The organism is Aeromonas sp. (genome assembly GCF_051657805.1).
Taxonomy (GTDB): domain Bacteria; phylum Pseudomonadota; class Gammaproteobacteria; order Enterobacterales; family Aeromonadaceae; genus Aeromonas.
Genome location: NZ_JBOFLJ010000056.1, coordinates 248,395 through 273,992 on the forward strand (window position 1 = coordinate 248,395; position 25,598 = coordinate 273,992).

The window sequence follows — 25,598 nt, forward strand, 5'->3', positions numbered from 1 at the left end:
TTTGCTACCTCGAAGTCACTGTACCGGTTGAATGAAACTCGATGAGCTCTGTATGAACCCAAAAAACCACTGGATCACCGGCTTGAACTCGGGAACCAGCTTGGACGCCGCCCACCAGTCGCTCTGGGAGAGACTGGTGAAGGTATCCATGAAAAACAGCAGGGCACTGACGATCAGTACCCCGCGAATGGCGCCAAAACAGATGCCGAGCACCCGATCGGTGCCGGACAGGCCCGTCTTGTCCACCAGCATCCCCACCACGTAGTTCACCACGCTGCCGAGGATCAGGGTCGCCACGAACAGGGCGGCGATGGCCAGGCCGTTGCGCACCAGGGCGTCGGAGAAGGAGGTGAAATAGACGGCGAGATCGGGGTAGAAATGGCTGGCGATGAAGAAGGCGACGAACCAGGTGACGAGGGACATGGCCTCCTTGACGAAGCCGCGCACCAGGCTGATGAGGGCGGAAAAACCGATGATGCCGATGATGGCGTAATCAATCCAGACCATAGAAACGGGTGTCCTGCGAAATTGCGGCGCAGTCTAACAAAAACGATTGCGCAATGCTTGATAAAATTGTGTTAAAGGTTCAATGCAGCGCCGATAGAGGCTGGTTTTCGCCCCCAAAAACGATTGAACGGCGCCCAAATGCACAACGCCATGGCACTGCCATGGCGTTGTCATTACCCCTGTCGGCTTAGCCGATATGGGTCAGGCCACCCATGTAGGATTGCAGCGCCGCCGGGATGGCGATGCGGCCGTCGGCCTGCTGATAGTTCTCCATCACGGCCACCAGGGTGCGACCCACCGCCAGGCCAGAGCCGTTCAGGGTGTGCAGCAGCTGGGGCTTGCCGTCGATGCGAACCCGGCCCTGCATGCGGCGAGCCTGGAAGTCGGTACAGTTGGAGACGGACGAGATCTCGCGATAGGTGTCCTGAGCCGGCAGCCAGACTTCCAGATCGTAGGTCTTGGCGGCGCAGAAGCCCATGTCGCCGGTGGCCAGCGCCATCACGCGATACGGCAGCTCCAGCAGTTGCAGCACCTTCTCGGCGTGACCCACCATCTCCTCCAGGGCCTCCCAGGATTTCTCCGGGTGAACCAGCTGGACCATCTCGACCTTGTCGAACTGGTGCATGCGGATGAGGCCGCGGGTGTCACGGCCATAGGAGCCCGCCTCGGAGCGGAAGCAGGGGCTGTGGGCGGTCATCTTGATGGGCAGGTCCTGCTCCTCGAAGATCTCGTCGCGGGCCATGTTGGTCAGCGGCACTTCTGAGGTCGGGATCAGGGAGAACTTGCGCACATGGCCCTCTTCGTCCCCTTCCCCGTTGATGCCGGTGTTGAAGAGATCTTCGGAGAACTTCGGCAGCTGACCGGTGCCATACAGGCTGTCCGGGTTCACCAGGTAGGGCACGTAGCACTCGGTGTAACCGTGCTGCTGGGTGTGCAGGTCCAGCATGAACTGCGCCAGGGCGCGGTGCAGGCGGGCTACTTGCCCCTTCATCACCACGAAGCGGGCACCGGAGAGCTTGACTCCGTTCTTGAAGTCCACGCCCTTGGCCGCTTCGCCGAGATCGATGTGATCGCGCACCGGGAAGTCGAACGCGCGCGGGGAGCCCCAGCGGCGCACTTCCACGTTGTCGTTCTCGTCACGGCCGACCGGGGTGGTGTCGCTCGGCAGGTTGGGGATGGCGTCGGAGATGGCCTTGATGTCGGCCAGCAGGGCATCCAGCTCGACCTTGCTGGTCTCGAGCTCCTCGTTGATCTTGGTCACTTCCGCTTTCAGCGGGGCCACATCTTCACCACGACGAGCCGCCTCACCGATGGACTTGGAGCGGGCGTTGCGCTCGGCCTGCAGCTCCTGGGTGCGGGACTGCAGATCCTTGCGTTTCTCTTCCAGAGCGTTGACAGCCGCTACGTCCAGAACGTAGCCACGTGTCGCCAGACGAGCGGCAGCCTCGGCGATATCGCTGCGCAGATATTTGGGATCCAGCATGGTTTACCTACTTTTTTAAATGGGATCTGGGCCTGGGTCATCCGCCCCGGCGAGAAAACAGATCCGGAAGTTAACATCGGTTGGCGCACCCCAGTCGTCTTTAAGAAGAAGGTTGGGTCTTTCCAGCCTTCAAAATCAAGAAGATGGCACCAGGCCAAGACAAACGGGGTCAGAGGGGCAGTGTAGCAGACCGCCCCCCCGCCCGAACAGGGACTATTGCGGTCGTTTTACCAAGTTTTGGGGAGCGGCGTGACCTGCCTCAACCGGGAGGTGCATTGTGCTGCCCAGTCACCTCTTGATTGCCTATTTGTCCCGCTGCTTGGGGCTCTGGCGATCCAGTTCACGCAGATAATCGAGCTTCTGGCCGATCTGCTTCTCCAGCCCCCGCTCCGTCGGCTGATAGTAATGCTTGCCGGCAAGCTCAGGGGGGAAGTAGCTCTCGCCGGCCGCATAGGCACCGGGCTCGTCGTGGGCATAGCGGTACTCGGCGCCGTAGCCGAGCTCGCTCATCAGCCTGGTCGGGGCGTTGCGAAGATGGGGCGGCACCTCGAAATCCGGCAGGTTCCTGGCGTCCTGGAGCGCCGCCTTCCAGGCGGTGTAGACCGCATTGCTCTTGGGGGCGCAGGCGAGGTAGACGATGGCCTGGGCGATGGCCCGTTCCCCTTCCGCCGGACCGATGCGGTGGAAGCAGTCCCAGGCCGACAAGGCCACCTGCATGGCGCGGGGATCCGCGTTGCCCACGTCTTCCGAGGCGATGGCGAGCAAGCGGCGGGCGATATAGAGGGGATCGCAGCCCGCGCTCACCATGCGGGCATACCAGTAGAGGGCCGCATCCGGCGCAGAGCCACGGATGGACTTGTGCACCGCCGAGATGAGGTCGTAGAAGTGGTCCCCCCCCTTGTCGAAGCGGGCCACGTGCTCCCCCACCACGGCGGCCAGCAAGGCGCTGTCGATCATCCGCTCCCCTGCTCCGTTCGCCTCGGCCATATCGGCAAGCAGTTCCAGGTAGTTGAGAGACTTGCGCCCGTCCCCGTCCACCGCCTTGGCCAGCGCCTCCTTCACCCCGGGGGCGAAGTGCAGGCAGGGGTCATTGAGACCGCGGGGATCGGTGAGCGCCTGATCGATCATGGCGAGGATGTCGGCCTCTTCCAGGCGTTTGAGCAGATAGACCCGGGCCCGGGAGAGCAGCGCGTTGTTGAGTTCGAACGAGGGGTTTTCGGTGGTGGCACCGATGAAGGTGATGGTGCCGTCTTCGATGTGGGGCAGGAACACATCCTGCTGGCTCTTGTTGAAGCGGTGCACCTCATCCACGAAGAGGATGGTACGCACCCCGCGCCAGCTGTTCTCCTTCGCCTTGTCGATGGCGGCGCGGATCTCCTTGATGCCGGCGGTGACCGCGGAGAGGCGCTCCACCTCGGCCTGACAGTAGTGCGCCATGAGTTCTGCGAGGGTGGTCTTGCCGGTACCGGGGGGCCCCCACAGGATCATGGAGTGGCAGTGACCCGCCAGTATGGCCTTTCGCAGGGGCTTGTCAGCCCCCAGAATATGCTGCTGGCCGATGTACTGATCCAGGTTCTGCGGCCGCATGCGGGCCGCCAGCGGGCGAAAGTCCGACGAAAAATCCAGGGATAAATTGCTCATCAGGGTTACTCGTCCAATGGGGTGCAGGCCGCCAAGGCGTCCAACAAAACGTCAGGCGGCCTGCTCCCGCTCATCAGCGTTGGTCGTCCAGCGCGACACCCTTGGGGATCTTGAACACGAACTCGTTGCCCTTGAGCGCCGGCTTGCGGTTGAAGTTGCTCAGGGTGAACTCGCTCCACTGCCCCTGGGCCTCTTTCACGTCGAACCGGCTGATGTTGTTGGTCCGGTCGAAGGTGATGCGGAAGGAGGCGATCAGCTCGCTCGGATCCCGGCTGGTGACCGTGTAGACGTCCCCCTGCTGGGTCACGTCGTAGTTCTTCCAGAGGGCATCATCGTTGCCGGCGATCAGCACGAAGGGGGTGTTGAGCACGGCGTCTTTCAGCTTGAGGGCGGTGACCTGCTCGACGAAGGGGTCATAGATCCAGACGTCCTTGCCATCGGCCACGATCAGGCTCTCGTCCGGGGTGGTGGTGTGCCAGTTGAAGCGGTTGGGCCGCTGCACCAGCAGGTCACCGCCGGCTCGCTGCAGCTCCTTGCCCTTGCTGTCGTAGACCACCTGGGAGAATTTGGCGGAGAAGAGGCTGACGCCCGCCAGCTTCTGCTTGAGATCGCCGGCCGTATCCGCCCAGACCTGGCTGCTGGCCAGCAGCAGTACAGAACCCATCAATAATGCTTTTTTCATCGCGATTCCCGTTGAAGAGGGTCAGATAAAAGGCCATGTCCGCAGACATGGCCAGGATGATATGAAGGCTTAGTCGCGCACCGGAGGCGGTGCCAGCACGTCCCGCTGGCCGTTGCCGCCGGGGGAGCTGACGATACCCTGGTTCTCCATCTGCTCGATGAGACGGGCCGCCCGGTTGTAGCCGATCTTGAACTTGCGCTGCACGCTGGAGGTGGAGCCGCGGCGGGATTCCACCACGAAGGCCACCGCCTCGTCGAACAGGGGGTCGAGCTCCTCGTCGCCACCGCCGCCGTAGTCGCCACCGCCGCCCTCACCGTCCGATTCGCCAGAGAGGATCTCGTCGATGTAGTCCGGCTCGCCGCGCAGCTTCCAGTCCGCCACCACCTTGTGTACCTCGTGGTCATCGACGAAGGCGCCGTGTACCCGGGTCGGGTTGGAGGTGCCGGCCGGCATGTAGAGCATGTCCCCCATGCCGAGCAGGGATTCGGCGCCGCCCTGATCCAAGATGGTGCGGGAATCGATCTTGCTCGAGACCTGGAAGGAGATCCGGGTCGGGATGTTGGCCTTGATGAGGCCGGTTATCACATCCACAGACGGACGCTGGGTCGCGAGGATGAGGTGGATACCGGCGGCCCGCGCCTTCTGGGCGATACGGGCGATGAGCTCTTCCACCTTCTTGCCGACGATCATCATCATGTCGGCGAATTCGTCCACCACCACCACGATGTGGGGCAGCTTCTCGAGCTCCGGCGGCATCTGATCCATGGAGTCGCCCGGGCGCCACAGGGGATCCCGCAGGGGCTCCCCGTCGGCGGCGGCCGCCAACACCTTGTCGTTGTAACCCTTGAGGTTGCGCACCCCGACCGCCGACATCAGCTTGTAGCGGCGTTCCATCTCGCCCACGCACCAACGCAGGGCATTGGCGGCGTCCTTCATGTCGGTCACGACTTCGGTCAGCAGATGGGGGATCCCCTCGTAGACCGACAGCTCCAGCATCTTGGGGTCGATCATGATGAAGCGCAGATCTTCGGGAGACGACTTGTAGAGCATGGAGATGATCATGGTGTTCACCCCCACCGACTTGCCCGAGCCCGTGGTACCGGCCACCAGCAGGTGCGGCATCTTGGCAAGGTTCACCACCACGGGTTCGCCGGCGATGTCCTGACCCAGGCCCATGGTGAGCGGGTTGTGGCTGCCGGTGAAGGCCTCGCAGTCCAGGGTCTCGCGCAGGTAGACGGTCTGGCGTACCCGGTTCGGCAGTTCGATGCCGACGAAGGTCTTGCCGGGAATGACTTCCACCACCCGCACGCTGCTGGCGGAGAGGGAACGGGCCAAGTCCCGGGAGAGGTTGGTTATCTTGCTCGCCTTCATGCCAGGGGCGAGATCCAGCTCGAAGCGGGTGATGACGGGGCCCGGATAGACGCCGACCACCTTGGCCTGAACGTTGTAATCGGCGAGCTTGGCCTCCACCAGCCGGCCCATGCGGTCCAGCTCGTCCTTGCTCATCATCTGGGTCTTGGCAGGGGGTCTGTCCAGCAACTCCAGGCTAGGCAGGGGCGCCATGTTGGGCTGCGGGCGACGCTTGGCCTTGGGGGCCACGGCAACGGGTGCGGCGGGTTCATCCTCACCGTCCGCCCAGGGCAGGTCGAGATCATCTTCGTCCTCGCTTGCCATTATCTGCTGCGGGCGTGCTTTGACGGCGCGCTTGGCCCTGGGTGCCGGCGCCTCGTCCTCGTCGTCATCAAACTGCGGATCGAACTGGAAGGTATCTTCGTCCAGTTCCGGCAGGTATTCGTCAGATCTTGTCTTTTGCACCTTGCCGACCGCCTTGGGGCGACGGGTCCAGCTGCTGTGAGGCTCGTCCTCGTCATCGAGATCGATGCCACTCGGGCCCCCTTCCAGCAAGGGATCCGGCCCCTCCATGCGGGGCTGACGCCAGCCACCGGTCAGCCAGCGACCGAGCGTGGTGGGGAAATGGTAGATGGCGCTGACGCTGCCGGTGCAGCTCGCACCGATGCGCTCGACTATGGTGAGCCAGGACCAGCCGGTGAACAGGGTGATGCCGGTGGCCACGAAGCAGAGCAGCATCAGGTTGGCACCGACGCCGCCAAACAGCGGCACCACGGCGGAGGCGATCACGTCCCCCACCAGGCCACCGGCGGAGAAGTTCTGCAGATCGTTGAAATTCATGCTGGCGATGGCGGACATGCCGAGCACCGTCAATACGAAGCCGATGATGCGTACCGACAGGGTGAGGTAATCCACCTCCAGCAGCTTGCTCGGACGCCAGAACAGGCTCCAGCCGAGCAGCACTACCAGGGGGGGAACCAGATAGGAGAAGGCACCGAAGGTGAACATGGTGATATCGGCAAGCCAGGCGCCGGCACTGCCTGCCAGGTTTTTCACATCCCCCTGCCAGGAGGTTTGGGACCAGCCGGGATCGGCGGGGTGATAGGACAACAAGGCGAGTAAAAGGTAGGCAGCCATCAGGGTGATGGCGATCAAGACGGCCTCGAAGATCCGTTGGGTACCTGACAAAGGAGTAAACAGCTTTTTATCGGCCAAACTCCGGCTCCTTTCTGAAAACATGTAATGCGGGGATAGGTGGCCTAGTATCCCTGAAAAGCCCACCGATTGTCAGCCTGTGCCTGCGGGCGGAACCCTGGTCACAACCAGGCTGATAAGAAGAAACGAGCGGACCAGCCGCTCGTTTCTGACTATCGTGACTCGTCATCGTAGTTGCAAGTCACAGCACAACCCACCTTAGCGGGTGCTGATCACCAGGCGACTGCTCTGCTTCACCTCTTCCATCACCACGTAGGTGCGGGTGTCGTTGACACCGGGCAGGCGCAGCAGCGTCTCCCCGAGCAGGCGGCGGTAAGCCGACATGTCGCTGACGCGGGTCTTGAGCAGATAGTCGAAATCGCCGGAGACCAAATGGCACTCCTGGATCTCTTCGAGTACCTGAACAGCCTTGTTGAACTGCTCAAACACGTCGGGAGCACCGCGATTGAGGGTAATTTCCACGAATACCAGCAGGGACGCGTCAAGATAATGAGGGTTCAGAATGGCGGCATATCCTTCGATATAACCTTGTCGCTCGAGGCGACGAACCCGTTCCAGACACGGTGTAGGACTCAGGCCAACTCGCTTGGACAACTCAACATTCGAGATCCTGCCGTCCTTTTGCAGTTCGTTCAAAATGTTGCGGTCAATCCTGTCCAAATCCTTCAGCCGACTCTTAGCTTCCATCATTTAATTCCATCCTTTGGCTATTTTTTGGTAAGAATCACCAGTCATTTTATAATAATGGTCACAAATCCTGTCAATACCTGAATATACTAGGCGCAAATGTTGCTTAACATGTTGGCAACATAAACCACCAATCGATAGACGAGGGATAGCATGATTATCGGTGTACCTAAGGAAATAAAAAACCATGAATATCGCGTAGGCATGGTTCCGGCCAGTGTACGTGAACTGACAGCACGAAACCATACTGTTTTCGTGCAAAGCGGGGCGGGAAGTGGCATTGGCTTCACTGACGCAGATTATCTGGCTGCCGGCGCCGAAATATTGGCCTCCGCTGCCGATGTTTTCGCCAAGGCGGAGATGATCGTCAAGGTCAAGGAGCCCCAGGCTGTCGAGCGCGCCATGCTGCGCCCGGGCCAGACCCTGTTCACCTACCTGCATCTGGCGCCAGACCTGGCTCAGACCCGGGAACTGGTGGACAGCGGCGCCGTCTGCATCGCCTACGAGACCGTCACCGATGCCCGTGGCGGCCTACCCCTGCTGGCCCCCATGTCTGAGGTGGCCGGACGCATGTCTATTCAGGCGGGTGCCCAGGCGCTGGAAAAATCCCGCGGCGGTAGCGGCGTGCTGCTCGGCGGCGTGCCCGGTGTCGAACCAGCCAAGGTGGTGATCATCGGCGGCGGTGTGGTTGGCTCCAACGCGGCCCGCATGGCCATCGGCCTGCGCGCGGACGTCACCATACTCGACAACAACATCGACACCCTTCGCCGCCTCGACAGCGAGTTCCAGGGATCGGCCAAGGTGGTCTACTCCAACCGCGAGACCCTGGAGCGCCACATACTGGCGGCGGATCTGGTCATCGGCGGCGTGCTGGTGCCCGGCGCCACTGCGCCAAAACTTGTCAGCCGTGACCACATTGCGCGCATGAAGCCCGGTTCCGCCGTGGTCGACGTGGCCATCGATCAGGGTGGCTGTGTGGAGACCTCCCACGCCACCACCCACCAGGATCCCACCTTCATCGTGGACGAGGTGGTGCACTACTGTGTGGCCAACATGCCGGGCGCCGTGGCGCGGACCTCCACCGTGGCCCTCAACAACGCCACCCTGCCCTTCATCATCCGGCTGGCGGATCAGGGTTATCGCAAGGCGCTGCTCGGCGATCCCCACCTGCTGCACGGCCTGAACGTGATGGCGGGCAAGATCACCTGCCGGGAAGTGGCCGAGGCGCACCATCTGGCCTACACAGATCCCCTGACCCTGTTGAACTGATCCCTCCCCCGCCGGGGTGAGTCGATGAGTGAAAATCCGCCCGCGATGGGCGGTTTTTTTATGGCATTTTTCCTGCGTCCTCTGCCCTTCCCGGACGATTGCCACAATCGATGCGCTGGCCTTTGACCCCAGATCACGAATTACCTACAATCGCGCAAACTCATCACGTCTCGGAAATCACATCATGAGCCAAGTCACTCACAGCAAACTGCTGATCCTGGGATCCGGCCCGGCAGGCTACACCGCCGCCGTCTACGCCGCCCGCGCCAACCTCAACCCCCTGCTGATCACCGGCATGCAGCAAGGTGGTCAGCTGACCACCACCACCGAAGTGGAAAACTGGCCGGGTGATACGGAAGGGTTGACCGGCCCGGCCCTGATGGAGCGCATGCAGGCCCATGCCGAAAAATTCGATACCCGCATCCTGTTCGATCACATCAATGAGGTGGAGTTGACCCAGCGTCCGTTCCACCTCAAGGGTGACAACGGTGAATACAGCTGCGATGCACTCATCATCGCCACCGGCGCCTCCGCCAAATATCTGGGCTTGCCCTCGGAAGAGGCCTTCAAGGGTCGCGGCGTCTCCGCCTGCGCCACCTGTGACGGCTTCTTCTATCGCAACCAGGAAGTGGCCGTGGTCGGCGGCGGCAACACCGCCGTGGAAGAGGCGCTCTATCTGGCCAATATCGCCAAGAAGGTGCACCTCATTCATCGCCGCGACGAGTTCCGCGCCGAGAAGATCCTGATCAAGCGCCTGCACGACAAGGTGGCGAGCGGCAACATAGTCCTGCACACCCACCAGACCCTGGACGAAGTGCTGGGGGATGAGATGGGCGTAACCGGCGTGCGTCTGCGCAGCACCCGGGACGACAGCACCACCGAGCTGCCGCTGATGGGGGTCTTCATCGCCATCGGCCACCAGCCCAACACCCAGATCTTCGCCGGCCAGCTGGCGATGGAGAATGGCTACCTCAAGGTCCGTGGCGGTCTCGAAGGTTTCGCCACCCAGACCAGCATCGAGGGGGTCTTCGCCGCCGGTGACGTGGCCGACCACGTCTATCGCCAGGCCATCACCTCCGCCGGCACAGGATGCATGGCGGCGCTGGATGCGGAGCGATATCTGGACGCGCAATAAGCACAAGGATATAAAGGGCATGCCAAGAGGCATGCCCTTTTCTTTTTAAGGAGCCGGATGAAGCGAAAAATATTGATAGTCGAAGACAGCCTGACGATCCGCCGGATGTTGATCCAGGCCATCGCCCAGCAGACCGGGCTGGAGGTTGATGCCTTCGATACCCTGGCGGGGGCCCGTCATTGCCAGGGGGAAGAGTATGTGGTGGCGCTGGTGGATCTCACCCTGCCGGACGCCCCGAGCGGAGAGGCGGTCAGCGTCCTGCTGGCGCAGGGCCTGCCGGTGGTGATCCTCACCGCCGACATCAGCGAGGAGAAGCGGGAAGCCTGGCTGGAGGCCGGAGTGCTGGATTATGTGATGAAGGATTCACGTCACTCCCTCCAATACGCCGTCAGCCTGGTGCATCGCCTCTACCTCAATCAGGCCATCGAGGTACTGGTGGTGGATGACTCCCTTACCTCCCGCCATCGCACCATGGCCCAGCTGCGCAAACAACTGCTGCTGGTCCATGAGGCCAATTGCGCCCGCGATGCCCTGACCCTGCTGGAGCAGCATCCGGCCATTCGGCTGGTGCTGGTGGACTACTACATGCCGGAGATCGACGGCATCAGTCTGGTACGCATGCTGCGCGAGCGCTACAGCAAGCAGCAGCTCGCCATCATAGGGATCTCTGTGTCGGACAAGCGTGGCCTCTCGGCGCGCTACCTCAAGCAGGGGGCGAACGACTTTCTCAACCAGCCGTTCGAGCCCGAGGAACTGCAGTGCCGGGTCAGTCACAACCTGGAAGCCCTAGAGCAGTTCAACAGCATTCAGGAATCCGCCAACCGCGACTACCTGACAGGGCTCTACAACCGGCGTTACTGGTTCAACGAGGGTCAGAAGTGGTTCGAGGAGCATCAACAGCAGCAGACACAGATCTCCCTCTGCGTACTCGATGTGGATCACTTCAAGCAGGTCAACGATCACTGGGGCCATGCCATCGGCGATCAGCTGCTCTGCCATTTGACCCGGCTGCTCGCCCAGTTCTTCCCCGATGCCATGATCGCCCGCTTCGGTGGCGAGGAGTTCGCCCTGATGGTGCCCCATTGCACCGTGCCTGTCCTGCTCAAACGGCTGGAGGGTCTGCGCCAGCAGATGCGCCAGCAGCCCCTCTCCCGGGAGACACCGCTCTTTGTGCGCGCCAGCTTTGGCGTCATCAACGTCGGGCGGCTCTCCATGGATGAGGCACTGTCCGAAGCGGATCGCCAGCTCTATCTGGCGAAGAACACAGGTCGCGACAAGATAGTGTGTCAGGAAGCCTGAGCATCTCGCCAAGGCACTCCGTGTAGTACCGCCCGGCCCGCCCTCTTGCGGCAGCGCCGGGTAAATATCCCCTCTTCCTTTATCTCTTTATCTCTATGCCTTGCCACCCGTTGACCGCTCAGTAGGTCTTGTCGACCCGCACGCCATCGCTGAAATAGAGAATGCGCACCTTGTCACCACTCGCGAATACCATGGCCGGATCGTAATCCTGGATCACGTTGATGAGCCCGTTTTGTTCGTTGCGAATGAGCAGCTCCACCAGCTTGTTCTCTACCACGCTGCCGCCGGACTGGTACTGCTGCACCGCGGCCGCCCCCGCGAGCGCCCCCACGGCGGTCGCTATTTCCCGCCCATGACCGCCACCAAACTGGTTGCCAAGCAGACCTCCCAGCACGGCGCCGCCCAGGGTCTTCCAGCCACTGTGCTCGGATTCCACTATCTGGCGCTGGGTGATGTTGCGCACCGTATCCACTTGACCAAACACCACCTGATCCACGGGGCGCGCCGTGTTGCGCTCATAAGGCGCGGCCCAGGCGGTTGCCGTGACAAAGCCGAGCAAGCTGGATACTATCAGGATAATGGCCTTCATCTGTGAACCTCGTCTTATGTCTCGCTATCTCACCCAACTGGATGATGAGCTGTGCTGGTTTCCCGATCCCCGCCACGCGCTGGAAGAGCCCAACGGCCTGTTGGCCATCGGGGGGGATCTCTCCCCTGACCGTCTGCTGGCAGCTTATCACAGGGGGATCTTCCCGTGGAATGAGCCCCACCAGCCGCTGCTGTGGTGGTCACCGGATCCCAGGGGCGTGGTCGAACCCGAGCAACTGCACATCGGCCGCAGCCTTCACAAGTTTATCCGCCGAACCTCATTCGATATTTCCGTCAATCGTGCCTTTAATGAGGTGATAGTGGCCTGCGCCGCCCCCCGTCGCAATGCCAGCGGAACCTGGATAAGCACGCCCATGATCGACGCCTATCAACAACTCCATCGCCTTGGCCATGCCCACTCCGTCGAGATCTGGCAGGATGGCGAGCTGCAAGCCGGGCTGTATGGGCTCTCACTCGGGCGCCTCTTCTGCGGCGAGTCCATGTTCAGCCGCATCGACAACGGCGCCAAGCTGGCCATGGTCGCGCTCTGTCGTCACTTCGGCCGCCATGGCGGCGCCCTCATCGATTGCCAGATGCAGAACGATTTCCTCGCCACGTTGGGGATCCAGCAGTGGCCGAGGCCGCAATTCTTGAGCGCCTTGAACAGGCTGTCCCAGCAGCCCCTGCAGGAAGGCTGCTGGCTGCCGAGGAGCATCAGCCTATGACCGAAGAAGTGATCCTGAAAGTCGGGCTGACCCCCAGACACCCGTGCAGCTACCTGGGGCAGGAGCAGGAGCAGTTGCTGGTGCTGATGGATCACGACCTGCTCAATGCCAACGGTTACGAACGGCTGCTGACGGCGGGGTTTCGGCGCAGCGGCAATGACATCTATCGCCCCCACTGCCCGGCCTGCAGCGCCTGCCAGTCCCTGCGGATCCACAGCGAACACTTCGTGCCGAGCCGGGGTCAAAAGCGCGTGCGTCATCAGAATCGGGATCTCGAGCTGGTGCTGAGCTACGACGACAAGCCCGAGTATTATCAGCTCTACGAGCGCTACATCCGCGAGCGTCACCGCGATGGCAGCATGTACCCCCCCAGTCGCACCCAGTACAAGGGCTTCCTGCACTGTGACTGGATGCCCCCGCTCTATCTGGAAATGCGCAAGGAGGGGCGCCTCATCGGGGTCGCCACCACGGATCTGCTGCCTCACTCCCTGAGCGCCATGTATACCTTCTTCGATCCGGACTATGCCGATCGCTCTCTGGGGACCTTCGCCATCCTGAGTCAGTTGGAACTGGCCCGGCGGACAGGCCGCAGTTGGCTGTATCTGGGTTATCTGGTGGAGGCGTGCCGCAAGATGAATTACAAACGCCAGTACCTGCCCCACGAGCTGCTGGTACAGGGGGAATGGAAAAAGATCGATGCCAAGCCCGAGTAAACTTTACACATAGCCTTAAATCCGGCATGATCCAGCGGTTTTTTGTTGTGGCTTATCAAGAGGATTCAATGGCTAAAGAAGACAGTATTGAGATGCAGGGTACCATTCTCGAAACCTTGCCCAATACCATGTTCCGTGTGGAACTGGAAAATGGTCACGTGGTTATCGCTCATATTTCCGGCAAGATGCGCAAAAACTACATCCGTATCCTGACTGGGGACAAAGTAACGGTGGCTCTGACTCCGTACGATCTCTCCAAGGGACGTATTGTTTTCCGCTCTCGCTAAGCCAGGAATTCAGCAAAAAACCCCAGCCTTTCGGTTGGGGTTTTTTGCTATTTCTGTCGTTAGTCGGCTTTAGTGAGACACAGCTTCAACATTGACCTGAAAATCAAAGCTGAGGCTGTCATTCACCAGCTCCACTTTCACCACACCCCCATCGACCAGGGAGCCGAACAGGATCTCGTTGGCCAACGGCTTCTTGAGGTGTTCCTGAATGACCCGCCCCATGGGTCTGGCACCCATGGCCCTGTCATATCCCTTCTCTGCCAGCCAGTGACGCGCCCCTTCTGATACCTCGAGGGATACCCCCTTGGCATCCAGCTGCACCTGCAGTTCGACGATGAACTTGTCGACGACCTGGTGGATCACCTGCATGTCCAGATGGTTAAACCAGATGGTGTGATCGAGCCGGTTACGGAATTCCGGGCTGAAGGTTTTGTTGATCACCGCCATGGCGTCGTGGCTCATGTCCTGTTGCTGGAAGCCGATGGACTTGCGCTGGGTCTCCTGCACGCCGGCGTTGGTGGTCATCACCAAGATCACGTTGCGGAAATCCGCCTTGCGGCCGTTGTTATCCGTCAGAGTACCGTTGTCCATCACCTGCAACAGCAGGTTGAACACATCCGGATGTGCCTTCTCGATCTCGTCCAGCAACACCACGGAGTGAGGGTGCTTGAGCACGGAATCGGTCAAGAGCCCACCCTGCTCGAAGCCCACATAACCGGGAGGCGCCCCAATCAGGCGGGAGACGGTATGGCGCTCCATGTATTCGGACATGTCGAAACGCAGCACCTCGACCCCGAGCGCCTTGCCCAGTTGCTGGGTGACCTCTGTCTTGCCCACCCCGGTGGGGCCGGCAAACAGGAAGCAGCCCACCGGTCTGCGCTCGTTGCCAAGACCGGAGCGTGACAGACGGATGGCATCGGTCAGCACGGTAATGGCCTTGTCCTGCCCGAACACCACCATCTTGAGGTTGCGCTCCAGATTCTTCAGCACTTCCTTGTCGGAGGAAGAGACCGATTTCTCCGGGATGCGGGCGATCTTGGCCACGATGGCTTCAATCTCCGGCACATTGATCACTTTTTTACGCTTGCTGGCTGGCAACAAACGCTGGCCCGCCCCCGCCTCATCGATCACATCGATGGCCTTGTCCGGCAAGTGGCGGTCGTTGATGTACTTGGCGGAGAGCTCCACCGCGGCCCGGATCGCCTTCACGGTGTAACGTACGCCGTGGTGCGACTCATAGCGGCTCTTGAGCCCCATCAGGATACGGGTGGTGTCGTCCACGCTCGGCTCGACGATGTCTATCTTCTGGAATCGGCGCGCCAGGGCGCGGTCTTTCTCGAAGATCTGGGAATACTCCTGATAGGTGGTGGAACCGACGCAGCGCAGCAAGCCATTGGAGAGCAGCGGCTTGATGAGGTTGGCGGCATCCAGCTGGCCGCCGGACGCGGCACCCGCACCTATGATGGTGTGGATCTCGTCGATGAAGAGGATGGCCCCTTCCTGGCGCTCTATCTGCTTGAGCAGCACCTTGAGGCGCTTCTCGAAGTCACCGCGATACTTGGTGCCCGCCAGCAGGGAACCCATGTCCAGAGAGTAGATGGTGCTGCCCGCAATCACCTCGGGCACATCCCCCTTGACGATGCGATAGGCCAGCCCCTCGGCGATGGCGGTCTTGCCCACACCGGCCTCCCCCACCAGCAGGGGGTTGTTCTTGCGGCGGCGGCAGAGCACCTGGATGGTACGGTTGAGCTCCTGATCCCGCCCGATGAGGGGGTCGATACGCCCCTCCAGCACCAGCTGGTTGAGGTTGGTGGCGAAGCTCTCGATCTGGGCGGAAGAGACCTCGTCGTCAGACTCAGGACTGTTGCCGCCACTCTCGGGTTTGCTGTCCTTGCGCACCCCATGGGAGAGGAAGTTCACCACATCCAGCCGGCTTATCTCGGCCTTTTTCAGGAAGTAGGCGGCCTGGGACTCCTGCTCGCTGAAGATGGCGACCAGCACATTGGCACCGCTCACCTCGGTGTTGCCGGAGGATTGGACATGGAACACGGCCCGTTGCAGCACGCGCTGGAAGCCCAGGGTGGGTTGGGTTTCACGGTCTTCGTCATCGCGAGGGATGAGCGGAGTAGTCTGATTGATGAATGCGCGGATTTCCTTGCGCAGTTGCTCCACGTCCGCACCACATGAACTCAGCGCCTCATGGGCTGAGCTGTTATCCAGCAGGGCTAACAACAGGTGCTCGACGGTCATGAATTCGTGGCGCTCGTCACGGGCCAGCTTGAAAGCCTCGTTCAGCGTCTTTTCTAGATCTTTGTTCAACATAGGCACCTCCCCTCAGTACAACCACAATGCGGTGTCGTTATCGCCATCAAGTCATCAGATTCAAGCCTTTTCCATGGTACATAGCAGTGGATGTTCGTTGTTACGTGCGTAGGTGTTGACCTGGACTACCTTGGTCTCGGCAATCTCGGCAGTGAAGGTGCCGCAGACTCCCTTACCACTATAATGCACACTCAGCATGACCTGAGTCGCCTTGTCCAGATCCATACCAAAGAACCTTTGCAGCACCTCCACCACGAACTCCATGGGCGTGTAGTCATCGTTGTTCAACACGACCTTGTACATGGATGGCGGTTGCAGCTTCGTTTTCTCTGCTTCTGCAATCTCTTCATTAGCAAAGAGTTCTTTCTGCTTGCTCATAATTGCGCTTTGGTACCTCTAGATTACTACCGTCTCGTCGAAGATTGTCAATAGACTTGTTAACCAGATCACATCGGTTGTTAACAACTTCTTGACTCGCTCAAAAGTTGGACTAGATTGGTTACTTGCTAATCGGCGCCCGTCTGCTATGGGCTGATGCTCTAGTTATATAAGGCTGGCGCAGGTTACTCAACGACTTCAGGGTAATCAATAAAAGGATGTAGATGTATGGCAACCGGAACAGTCAAGTGGTTCAACAACGCAAAAGGATTTGGGTTTATCTGTCCGGAAGGCGGTGGTGAAGATATCTTCGCTCACTACTCCACGATTCAAATGGAAGGTTACAAGACCTTGAAAGCAGGTCAGGCAGTCAACTTTGAACTGCAGCAGGGGCCGAAAGGAAATCACGCCTCTGTCATCGTGCCAAACGAAGCACAGAACATGTAAGAGTCAAACTGGATAAATTAAAAAACGGCAGACCATGCGGCTGCCGTTTTTTATTGGGAGGATCCCTGAGAAAAAGGAAGGCCATGCCTTCCTTTTTGTTGTCTGAGACGAGCAAGCGGCCGTCGCTAGCGCGCCAGCAAAATGTTCAGCATGCGGCGCAGGGGCTCGGCGGCCCCCCACAGCAGCTGATCGCCCACGGTGAAGGCGGCCAGGTACTCCGGGCCCATGTTGAGCTTGCGCAGACGCCCCACCGGGATGCTGAGGGTGCCGGTGACGGCGGCCGGGGTCAGCTCCCGGGCTGTGATGTCGCGATCGTTCGGGATCACCTTGACCCAGTCGTTGTGGGCGGCGATCAGCGCCTCGATCTCGGCCAGCGGCACGTCTTTTTTGAGCTTGATGGTGAAGGCCTGGCTGTGGCAGCGCAGGGCGCCGATGCGCACGCAGAGGCCGTCCACCGGGATGGCGGCGTCTTCGATGCCGAGAATCTTGTTGGTCTCCGCCTGGCCCTTCCACTCCTCACGGCTCTGGCCGTTGTCGAGCTTGGTGTCGATCCAGGGGATGAGGCCACCGGCCAGCGGCACGCCGAAGTTGTCCACCGGCAGGGTGCCGGAGCGGGTCTTCTCGGTGATCTTGCGCTCGATGTCGAGGATGGCGGAGGCGGGATCCGCCAGCTCCACCGCCACTTCGTCCCGCAGCAGCCCCATCTGGGTGACCAGCTCGCGCATATGACGGGCACCGCCACCGGAGGCGGCCTGATAGGTGGCCACGCTCACCCACTCCACCAGGTCTGCCTTGAACAGGCCGCCCAGGGCCAGCAGCATCAGGCTGACGGTGCAGTTGCCGCCGACGAAGGTCTTGACGCCCTTGGCCAGGGCCTCGTCGATGACGTCGCCGTTGACCGGATCCAGGATGATGACGGCGTCCTTGTCCATGCGCAGGGAGGAGGCGGCATCGATCCAGTAGCCCTTCCAGCCGGCGGCCAGCAGGCGCGGATAGACATCCTTGGTGTAGTCGCCACCCTGGGCCGTGATGATGATCTCCTGGGCCGCCAGCGCGTCGATGTCGAAGGCATCCTGCAAGGTGCCGGCATCGACGCCGAAGTTGGGGGCGGCCTCACCGGCCTGGGAGGTGGTGAAGAAGGTGGGCTGAATGCGGGCAAAGTCTTTCTCTTCCTGCATCCGGCTCATCAGCACCGAACCCACCATGCCACGCCAACCGACCAAACCTACTTTTTTCATAATGTCCTACCCTGGATAGCTGCTATAGAAACTGTGTATTAAACGTCGCAACCCCTTGCCGGACGCGGGGTCCGTTTACAAATGGATCACAAGAAGAGTGTTGCACGCATGCGTCTGTCCACATTACGGATTGTCGCGGCGGGCGCAAGTCGAATTGCGCAATATTCTGTGTCGATTGCCGCAATATCCACCGCGGCGCCTCCGCCGCTGACGTCCCTTGGCAGTCAGGGCCGCTTTGGGGCATGATGGGCTCGACTTGGCGGCCATGCCGCCCCTCGGGGACGACCCCGAGGCTCCTCCTCTCGCAGGGACGACCCTGCCCCTCTGGAAACTCCCTGATGGCGTGGTTACTCCTGCTACTGGCCGGCCTGTTCGAGGTCGCCTGGGCCATAGGCCTCAAATACACAGACGGCTTCAGCCGCCCCCTCCCCACCCTGCTGACCCTCTTTGCCATGGGGGTGAGCGTATTCTTGCTCGCCATGGCGGTCAAACAGCTGCCCCTTGGCACCGCCTACGCGGTCTGGACCGGCATAGGCGCCGTCGGCACAGTGCTGATGGGGATCTGGCTGTTCAACGAGCCCGCCACCCTGGCACGGGTGCTCTGCCTGATGCTGATCATCGGCGGCATCCTGGGGCTGAAGTTTATTGGCTAACCAATAAAAAGGGGATCGGACTGACCGATCCCCTGCCCCATCCCTGTGACCCCTGTGCTGACCCATGCCGAGCGGCACAGATCCATGCCGACATCCCACTGCCTGGTGCAATTTTTCATCCTGTTTTGTCTGCTGGACAGATATGAGGCAGCATCTTTCGCTGCCCTGTTCCTGCATTGATCCCTGGGTCGGCGCTCGCATCCCAGCCCTGTAATCCGAAACCCGCGTGCATAAAAATGGCCACCCAGGGTGACCACCTTCTGCTTGCCTATATTACGCCGCTTAGCTTACTTACACCTCGGAAGCTCTATACCTCCGTCAGGCAGCCGATCAGCTCATGCTTGATGCGGGCCTCCGGCATCATCTGCTTCAATCCCTCGATCAACCGATCGCCGGCCTCCTGCAGCGCCGAGAGCGGCATCGGCGGCAGGCTCTCCAGGATGAACCACATCTGGCCGGACTCGGCACTGAGCCGGGTTCTGATCCCCTGGCGCCAGTTCCAGCGCCGGCAGGTCACACCCTTGTCATCGCGCCACACCACCTCCCCCGGCTCCGGGCTCTCATGGGCAGGTGCGCCCTCCTTAATGGTGTCGAACAGCTCGCTGCCGTCGGCGACTATGAGGCGCGGCGCCCCCTCATAGGCTGTGAGATCTTCGCCGCCCACCGGGATGGCGTACTCGATGCTGATGGCGTTATAGAGATCCACCACGGGATCGATGCAGGGCAACGAGCCGTCCCGCAACACCCGTTTGCGCAGGGCCTGGGCCGAGCAAGGAAAACGCTGGGGCTTGGCGCCGAAGCGCTTGAATATCTCGTCCCAGGCATTGAGGTGATCCTGAGCCCAGGGGACCTCCCCCGCCGCGACCGACTGGCAGGCCCGCGCCAGCGCCCGGCTGCCGACCTCGGCATCGACGATGGGGGCCCCGTCGACCAGAATGCTCAGGGCCCGAAATCCCGGTGCCAGGGCGGTCACGCCGGGTGCGATCTGTGGTGTCATCAATGGCATAGCAACTCCCGATAAATTGGCTCTGGGCAGGCAATCATGCAGGGCGACCCGCATCAGTGCGTGGCGTTTCTCACCTCCCGAAGCAAGAGGGCCCATCATGGCGGCTGAAAGCCCATAAAAAAAACTACTTTTTCTTAATATTGTTTAGAGAAACTAATGAAGAAGGGGCATATAGGGCGCCGATGACACTCTGCAGCGCCCCTGGAGTGGGATAGTCCTCGCCGCGTCCCCGCCGACTCATGCTATTATCTGCGGCCTAACATGAGTCAATAAAATCAGGATATTGTGATGACCGACCACACCTTTATTCCCGGCAAGGACGCGGCGCTGGAAGACTCCATCGAACGCTTCCAGACCAAGCTGCAAGCCCTGGGGTTTGATATCGAGGAAGCCTCCTGGCTCAACCCCGTGCCCAACGTCTGGTCCGTGCATATCCGCGACAAGGAGTGCGCCCTCTGCTTCACCAACGGCAAGGGTGCCAGCAAGAAGGCGGCGCTGGCCTCCGCCCTCGGCGAGTATTTCGAGCGTCTCTCCACCAACTACTTCTTCGCCGACTTCTATCTGGGCGAGCAGGTAGCGAATGGTGACTTCGTTCACTATCCGAACGAGAAGTGGTTCCCCATCGAGGGGGATCAGCTGCCCGCCGGCCTGCTCGACAGCTTCACCCGCAAGTTCTACAACCCGGACGGGGAAGTGACCGCCGACATGCTGGTGGATCTGCAATCTGGCAACGAGGGCCGCGGCATCGTCGCGCTGCCGTTCGAGCGTCAGTCCGATCACCACACCGTCTACATTCCGATGAACATCATCGGCAACCTCTATGTCTCCAACGGCATGAGCGCCGGCAACACCAAGACCGAGGCCCGCACTCAGGGTCTGTCCGAGGTGTTCGAGCGCCACGTGAAGAACAAGATCATCGCCGAGGCCATCAGCCTGCCGGAAATTCCGGCCGAGGTGATCGCCCGCTATCCCGGTATCAAGGCCTCCATTGATGCGCTGGAGGCCGAAGGCTTCCCCATCTACAGCTTTGATGCCTCCCTGGGCGGTCGTTACCCCGTCATCTGCGTGGTGCTGCTCAACCCGAGCAACGGCACCTGCTTCGCCTCCTTCGGTGCCCATCCTCGCTTCGAAGTGGCGTTCGAGCGCACCGTCACCGAGTTGCTGCAAGGCCGTGGCCTGAAGGATCTGGACGTGTTCGTGCCCCCTTCGTTTGACAATGAGCAGGTGGCGGATCACCACAATCTGGAGACCCACTTCATCGACTCCTCCGGCCTCATCAGCTGGGATCTGTTCAAGCAGGATGCGGACTTCGAGTTCGCCGATTGGGACTTCCGTGGCACCTCCCAGGAGGAGTTCGATCACCTGATCGGCATCTTCCACGAGCTGGAGCAGCCGGTCTACATCGCCGACTACGAGCACCTTGGCGTCTACGCCTGTCGCATCCTGGTGCCCGGCATGTCCGACATCTATCCGGTCGAGGATCTGCTGCTGGCCAACAACACCATGGGCGCACACCTGCGGGAAGTGATCCTGGCGCTGCCGTCCCTGGAGTGGGATGCCGAGCAGTACATGGCCCTGTTCGATCAGCTGGATGAAGAGGGTCACGACGAGCGCACCCGGGTGCGCGAGCTGCTCGGCATCGCCGCCACCAAGGGCACTGCCCTGCACACCCTGCGGATCGGTGAGCTCAAGGCCATGCTGGCGCTGGCCGCAGGCGAGCTGGAGAGTGCGCTGGATCTCATCGACTGGACCATGGAGTTCAACCAGTCGGTGTTCCCGGCGGCCCGCGCCAACTATTACCGCGCCCTGCGCGCCTGCGTCGAGCTGTTCCTGGACGAGGAGCGCGATCCCGAGCAGTACCGCCCCGTGTTCGCCCGCATGTTCGGGGAAGCGACCCTGGCCGAGGCCTGGGCCCACGCCCGTGGCGAGGCACGCTTCCACGGCCTGGAAACCGCGGACCTGTCTCTCACCCAGTTCCCGCTGCACCAGAAGCTGCTGGCGGCCTATGAGAAGCTACAGAAGGCCAAACGCGCCCATTCCTGGGCCTGATGTGGGAGTGTGACGAAGGGGCCTGATGGCCCCTTCTGTTTTATGGTCTACGCTTTGGGCGGTTTGTCATTCAGAGATGAAATAAATAACAAAAAATACCCCTAAGGGGGTTGTCAACCAAGCGGCTTCTGTGCGGGGCTGTCGCAAAGATAGATTGACGATATATTTTTGCAAAAAATAAAATTTAAACACATAAAATCATCAACTTAATGTAAATTGCATTTCTGTTTCACATGAAATCGGGTGTAAAGTCAAGCTGCCAGCGGGGTCAAATTTCTGTAGTAAAATTACATTCACAATCTGTAATTCTTGATCCGAGTCAATTTTGACGAAATGGCCCTTTGTTATGATTTCCACAGGCAAAATATGCAGGTACATGAGAATTGAAAGCAGAATCTCCCTTTGATTGTCTCAAGCCCGAAGCCATCGCCGCACTGGCCGAAGACATTACTTATGCCAAGGCCACCAAGCCTGCATACAAGGTCATCCCCCTGGCCATCACCGCCGGCGCCTTCATCGCCATCGCGTTCATCTTCTATATCACCGTCACCACCGGCAGCAGCGGCATGTCCTGGGGCATGTCCAAGCTGGTGGGCGGCCTCTGCTTCTCCCTGGGCCTCATCCTCTGCGTGCTGCTCGGTGCCGAGCTGTTCACCTCCACCACCCTGACCCTGGTGGCCAAGGCGGCCAATCGCATCAGTTGGGCTCAGCTGTTCAAGAACTGGGGCCTGGTTTATTTTGGTAACCTGATCGGCGGCCTCATCATGGTGGCGCTCATCATCATGTCCGCCGAGTACACCGCCGACAACGGCCAGTGGGGCCTCAATGCCCTCAACGTCGCCCAGCACAAGATCCACCACAGCTTCTTAGAAGCCGTCGCCCTCGGCATTCTCTGCAACCTCATGGTGTGTCTCGCCGTGTGGATGGCGTTCGGCGCCCGCAGTGCCACCGACAAGGTGATGGTCATGCTGCTCCCCGTCGCCATGTTCGTGGCCTCCGGTTTTGAGCACAGCATCGCAAACATGTTTATGATCCCGGTTGGCATCGCGATTCACAGCGTGGCCGGTCCGGAATTCTGGCAGGCCATCGGCCAGGATCCGGCAACCTTCGCCGACCTGACCGTATCCAACTTCGTTCTACACAACCTCATTCCGGTCACCATTGGCAATATCATCGGTGGTGGCGTTATGGTTGGTTTGACTTACTGGTTTATCTTCCGTCGCCATCATTAAGGACGGCGACAGACACATAAATACCTTGAGAGGTAATGAAAATGGCAGAACTTAACGAACAGTTCCAACAAGCATGGGAAGGCTTCGCAGCCGGTGAATGGCAGACCTCTGTCAACACCCGTGATTTCATCCAGAAGAACTACACCCCCTATGAAGGTGACGAGTCCTTCCTGGCTGGCGCGACCGAAGCCACCACCAAGCTGTGGGACAAGGTCATGGAAGGCATCAAGATCGAGAACCGCACTCACGCGCCGGTCGATTTTGATACCGACCTGCCCTCCACCATTACCGCTCACGATGCCGGCTATATCGACCAGAGCCTGGAGCAGATCGTCGGTCTGCAGACTGACAAGCCGCTCAAGCGCGCCATCATCGCCAACGGCGGTATCAAGATGGTCAAGACTTCCTGCGAAGTGTACGGCCGTCAGCTCGACCCCATGGTCGAGAAGATCTTCACCGAATACCGCAAGACCCACAACCAGGGCGTGTTCGATGTCTACACCAAAGACATCCTGAACTGCCGCAAGTCCGGCGTCATCACCGGTCTGCCGGATGCCTACGGCCGTGGCCGTATCATCGGTGACTACCGCCGTGTCGCCCTGTACGGTATCGACTTCCTGATGGCCGACAAACTGGCCCAGTTCAAGTCCCTGCAGGCCGATCTGGAAAACGGTGTCAACCTGGAAGCCACCATCCGTCTGCGCGAAGAGATCTCCGAGCAGCACCGTGCCCTGGCCCAGATGAAGGTAATGGCCGCCAAATATGGCTGCGACATCTCCGTACCGGCCAAGAACGCCAAGGAAGCCGTACAGTGGACCTACTTCGCCTACCTGGCGGCGGTCAAGTCCCAGAACGGTGCCGCCATGTCCTTCGGTCGTACCTCCAGCTTCCTGGACGTGTACATCGAACGTGATCTGAAGAAGGGCCTGATCACCGAGCAAGAAGCCCAGGAGCTGATGGACCACATGGTCATGAAGCTGCGCATGGTTCGCTTCCTGCGTACCCCGGAATACGATTCACTGTTCTCCGGCGACCCGATGTGGGCCACCGAGACCCTGGCCGGTATGGGCGTTGATGGCCGCACCTTGGTCACCAAGAACAGCTTCCGTATGCTGAACACCCTGTACACCATGGGTCCGTCCCCCGAGCCGAACCTGACCATCCTGTGGTCCGAGAAGCTGCCGGTCGGTTTCAAGAAGTACTGCGCCAAGGTATCCATCGAGACCTCTTCCGTTCAGTACGAGAACGACGACCTGATGCGTCCGGACTTCAACAACGATGACTATGCCATCGCTTGCTGTGTGTCCCCGATGATCGTCGGCAAACAGATGCAGTTCTTCGGTGCCCGTGCCAACCTGGCCAAGACCATGCTGTATGCAATCAACGGCGGTATGGACGAGAAGCTGAAGATCCAGGTCGGTCCCAAGACCGAAATGGTCAAGTCCGAGTACCTCGAGTACAACGACGTGATGGATCGTCTGGATCACTTCATGGACTGGCTGGCCAAGCAGTACGTCGCCGCCCTGAACATCATCCACTACATGCACGACAAGTACAGCTACGAAGCCTCCCTGATGGCGCTGCACGACCGTGACGTCTATCGCACCATGGCTTGCGGCATCGCCGGTCTGTCTGTTGCGGCCGACTCCCTGTCTGCCATCAAGTACGCCAAGGTCAAGCCGGTACGTGATGCCGATGGCGTCTCCATCGACTTCGAGATCGAAGGCGAGTACCCGCAGTTCGGTAACAACGACGCTCGCGTCGATGACATCGCCTGTGACCTGGTCGAGCGCTTCATGAAGAAGATCCAGAAGCTCAACACCTACCGTGGCGCCGTGGCGACCCAGTCCGTGCTGACCATCACCTCCAACGTGGTGTACGGCAAGAAAACTGGTAACACCCCGGATGGCCGTCGCGCCGGTGCACCGTTCGGCCCGGGTGCCAACCCGATGCACGGTCGTGACCAGAAGGGTGCCGTTGCTTCACTGACTTCCGTCGCCAAGCTGCCGTTTGCCTACGCCAAAGATGGTATCTCCTATACCTTCTCCATCGTACCGAACGCCCTGGGTAAAGACATGGAAGCCCAGAAAGCCAACCTGGCTGGCCTGATGGATGGTTACTTCCACCACGAAGCCAACCTGGAAGGTGGTCAGCACCTGAACGTCAACGTGATGAACCGTGAAATGCTGCTGGACGCCATGGAAAATCCGGAAAAATATCCGCAGTTGACCATCCGCGTATCCGGTTATGCCGTTCGCTTCAACTCCTTGACCAAGGAGCAACAGCAAGACGTCATCACCCGTACCTTCACCGCCTCTCTGTAATAGAGTCTCGGTGAACAGAAACCGGCGCCCAGGCGCCGGTTTTTTTATGGCTGTTGGCCGCTGTGCAAGCCGCTGCCCACCTCGCAGACCCGCTGGTTTGTGGGCTTTGACCCGCACGCTCGACCAGACATTGGCCTCCTAACGCCCCTCGCTATGCCCCTCTCCACTCCCCTCCTGCGCTTGATGCACCGATGCGCTCACAGGCACTCAGGCACTCAGGCACTCAGGTACGCAGGTACTCAGGTACTCAGGTACTCAGGTACTCAGGTACTCAGGTACTCAGGTACTCAGGTACTCAGGTACTCAGGTACTCAGGTACTCAGGTACTCAGGTACTCAGGTACTCAGGTACTCAGGTACTCAGGTACT

General features: G+C 60.2%; 22 protein-coding genes. 11 read left to right on the plus strand and 11 right to left on the minus strand.

Annotated features, from left to right (window positions below; genetic code table 11):
* Positions 1-15: 15 nt before the first annotated feature.
* The 6 genes from cvpA to lrp form a co-directional block, all read right to left on the minus strand.
* Positions 16-507: a colicin V production protein gene (cvpA, locus tag ACRCYW_RS17490; protein WP_438551292.1), complete on the minus strand. Its 492-nt coding sequence runs from the start codon at positions 505-507 to the stop codon at positions 16-18.
* A gap of 187 nt (positions 508-694) precedes the next feature.
* Positions 695-1,990, minus strand: a complete 1,296-nt coding sequence (gene serS / locus ACRCYW_RS17495; RefSeq protein WP_438551293.1) for a serine--tRNA ligase — start codon at positions 1,988-1,990, stop codon at positions 695-697.
* 303 nt (positions 1,991-2,293) lie between these two features.
* Positions 2,294-3,631, minus strand: a complete 1,338-nt coding sequence (locus tag ACRCYW_RS17500) for a replication-associated recombination protein A (protein ID WP_438551294.1) — start codon at positions 3,629-3,631, stop codon at positions 2,294-2,296.
* Between the two features lie 73 nt (positions 3,632-3,704).
* Complete coding sequence (gene lolA / locus ACRCYW_RS17505; protein ID WP_438551295.1) at positions 3,705-4,313, minus strand: outer membrane lipoprotein chaperone LolA; 609 nt, start codon at positions 4,311-4,313, stop codon at positions 3,705-3,707.
* Between the two features lie 69 nt (positions 4,314-4,382).
* Positions 4,383-6,878, minus strand: a complete 2,496-nt coding sequence (locus tag ACRCYW_RS17510) for a DNA translocase FtsK 4TM domain-containing protein (RefSeq protein ID WP_438551296.1) — start codon at positions 6,876-6,878, stop codon at positions 4,383-4,385.
* Between the two features lie 198 nt (positions 6,879-7,076).
* A complete protein-coding gene (gene lrp / locus ACRCYW_RS17515) occupies positions 7,077-7,568 on the minus strand; it encodes a leucine-responsive transcriptional regulator Lrp (RefSeq protein ID WP_005300047.1) in 492 nt (163 codons plus the stop codon).
* A 150-nt stretch (positions 7,569-7,718) separates the two neighbouring features.
* Here lrp and ald point away from each other — a divergent pair, with 150 nt between their 5' ends.
* From ald to ACRCYW_RS17530, 3 genes are all read left to right on the plus strand, one after another.
* Positions 7,719-8,834: an alanine dehydrogenase gene (gene ald, locus ACRCYW_RS17520; protein WP_438551297.1), complete on the plus strand. Its 1,116-nt coding sequence runs from the start codon at positions 7,719-7,721 to the stop codon at positions 8,832-8,834.
* Positions 8,835-9,018: 184 nt separating this feature from the next.
* Complete coding sequence (gene trxB / locus ACRCYW_RS17525) at positions 9,019-9,969, plus strand: thioredoxin-disulfide reductase (RefSeq protein WP_438551298.1); 951 nt, start codon at positions 9,019-9,021, stop codon at positions 9,967-9,969.
* 57 nt (positions 9,970-10,026) lie between these two features.
* Entirely contained in the window at positions 10,027-11,268 is a 1,242-nt protein-coding gene (locus tag ACRCYW_RS17530) for a diguanylate cyclase (protein WP_438551299.1), read from the plus strand.
* Positions 11,269-11,386: 118 nt separating this feature from the next.
* On the opposite strand, the gene ACRCYW_RS17535 is transcribed toward ACRCYW_RS17530, so the two are convergent.
* Positions 11,387-11,857 (minus strand): glycine zipper 2TM domain-containing protein, encoded by a 471-nt coding sequence (locus ACRCYW_RS17535; protein WP_438551300.1) that lies wholly within the window; start codon positions 11,855-11,857, stop codon positions 11,387-11,389.
* 16 nt (positions 11,858-11,873) lie between these two features.
* Here ACRCYW_RS17535 and aat point away from each other — a divergent pair, with 16 nt between their 5' ends.
* The 3 genes from aat (at position 11,874) to infA (ending at position 13,581) form a co-directional block, all read left to right on the plus strand.
* On the plus strand, positions 11,874-12,581 hold the full coding sequence (aat, locus tag ACRCYW_RS17540; protein WP_438551301.1) for a leucyl/phenylalanyl-tRNA--protein transferase: 708 nt from the start codon (positions 11,874-11,876) through the stop codon (positions 12,579-12,581).
* Positions 12,578-13,294 carry an arginyltransferase gene (locus tag ACRCYW_RS17545; protein WP_438551302.1) on the plus strand — a complete coding sequence of 239 codons (717 nt, stop codon included), beginning with the start codon at positions 12,578-12,580 and terminating at the stop codon, positions 13,292-13,294. The genes aat and ACRCYW_RS17545 overlap by 4 nt, the downstream gene beginning before the upstream one ends.
* Positions 13,295-13,362: 68 nt before the next feature.
* Positions 13,363-13,581, plus strand: a complete 219-nt coding sequence (gene infA, locus ACRCYW_RS17550; protein WP_005300033.1) for a translation initiation factor IF-1 — start codon at positions 13,363-13,365, stop codon at positions 13,579-13,581.
* Between the two features lie 69 nt (positions 13,582-13,650).
* Here the strand turns inward: infA and clpA are convergent, their stop codons facing one another.
* Complete coding sequence (gene clpA, locus ACRCYW_RS17555; RefSeq protein WP_438551303.1) at positions 13,651-15,903, minus strand: ATP-dependent Clp protease ATP-binding subunit ClpA; 2,253 nt, start codon at positions 15,901-15,903, stop codon at positions 13,651-13,653.
* A 60-nt stretch (positions 15,904-15,963) separates the two neighbouring features.
* Positions 15,964-16,281 (minus strand): ATP-dependent Clp protease adapter ClpS, encoded by a 318-nt coding sequence (gene clpS, locus ACRCYW_RS17560; RefSeq protein ID WP_438551304.1) that lies wholly within the window; start codon positions 16,279-16,281, stop codon positions 15,964-15,966.
* A 228-nt stretch (positions 16,282-16,509) separates the two neighbouring features.
* Here clpS and cspD point away from each other — a divergent pair, with 228 nt between their 5' ends.
* Positions 16,510-16,728: a cold shock-like protein CspD gene (gene cspD / locus ACRCYW_RS17565; RefSeq protein WP_005300025.1), complete on the plus strand. Its 219-nt coding sequence runs from the start codon at positions 16,510-16,512 to the stop codon at positions 16,726-16,728.
* Between the two features lie 125 nt (positions 16,729-16,853).
* Here the strand turns inward: cspD and asd are convergent, their stop codons facing one another.
* The gene (asd, locus tag ACRCYW_RS17570) at positions 16,854-17,966 is read right to left on the minus strand and encodes an aspartate-semialdehyde dehydrogenase (protein ID WP_332501254.1); all 1,113 of its coding nucleotides are present in this window, start codon (positions 17,964-17,966) and stop codon (positions 16,854-16,856) included.
* Between the two features lie 338 nt (positions 17,967-18,304).
* On the opposite strand from asd, the gene sugE reads away from it, so the two are divergent.
* Positions 18,305-18,619, plus strand: a complete 315-nt coding sequence (gene sugE, locus ACRCYW_RS17575) for a quaternary ammonium compound efflux SMR transporter SugE (protein ID WP_438551305.1) — start codon at positions 18,305-18,307, stop codon at positions 18,617-18,619.
* Positions 18,620-18,926: 307 nt separating this feature from the next.
* On the opposite strand, the gene ACRCYW_RS17580 is transcribed toward sugE, so the two are convergent.
* Positions 18,927-19,625: a B3/B4 domain-containing protein gene (locus ACRCYW_RS17580; protein ID WP_438551306.1), complete on the minus strand. Its 699-nt coding sequence runs from the start codon at positions 19,623-19,625 to the stop codon at positions 18,927-18,929.
* Positions 19,626-19,913: 288 nt separating this feature from the next.
* Here ACRCYW_RS17580 and ycaO point away from each other — a divergent pair, with 288 nt between their 5' ends.
* The 3 genes from ycaO (at position 19,914) to pflB (ending at position 25,230) form a co-directional block, all read left to right on the plus strand.
* The gene (ycaO, locus tag ACRCYW_RS17585) at positions 19,914-21,674 is read left to right on the plus strand and encodes a 30S ribosomal protein S12 methylthiotransferase accessory factor YcaO (RefSeq protein ID WP_438551307.1); all 1,761 of its coding nucleotides are present in this window, start codon (positions 19,914-19,916) and stop codon (positions 21,672-21,674) included.
* 383 nt (positions 21,675-22,057) lie between these two features.
* Positions 22,058-22,906, plus strand: coding sequence for a formate transporter FocA (gene focA / locus ACRCYW_RS17590; RefSeq protein ID WP_438551308.1), 849 nt, complete (start codon positions 22,058-22,060; stop codon positions 22,904-22,906).
* A 41-nt stretch (positions 22,907-22,947) separates the two neighbouring features.
* Positions 22,948-25,230, plus strand: a complete 2,283-nt coding sequence (gene pflB, locus ACRCYW_RS17595; RefSeq protein ID WP_438551309.1) for a formate C-acetyltransferase — start codon at positions 22,948-22,950, stop codon at positions 25,228-25,230.
* Positions 25,231-25,598: the final 368 nt, after the last annotated feature.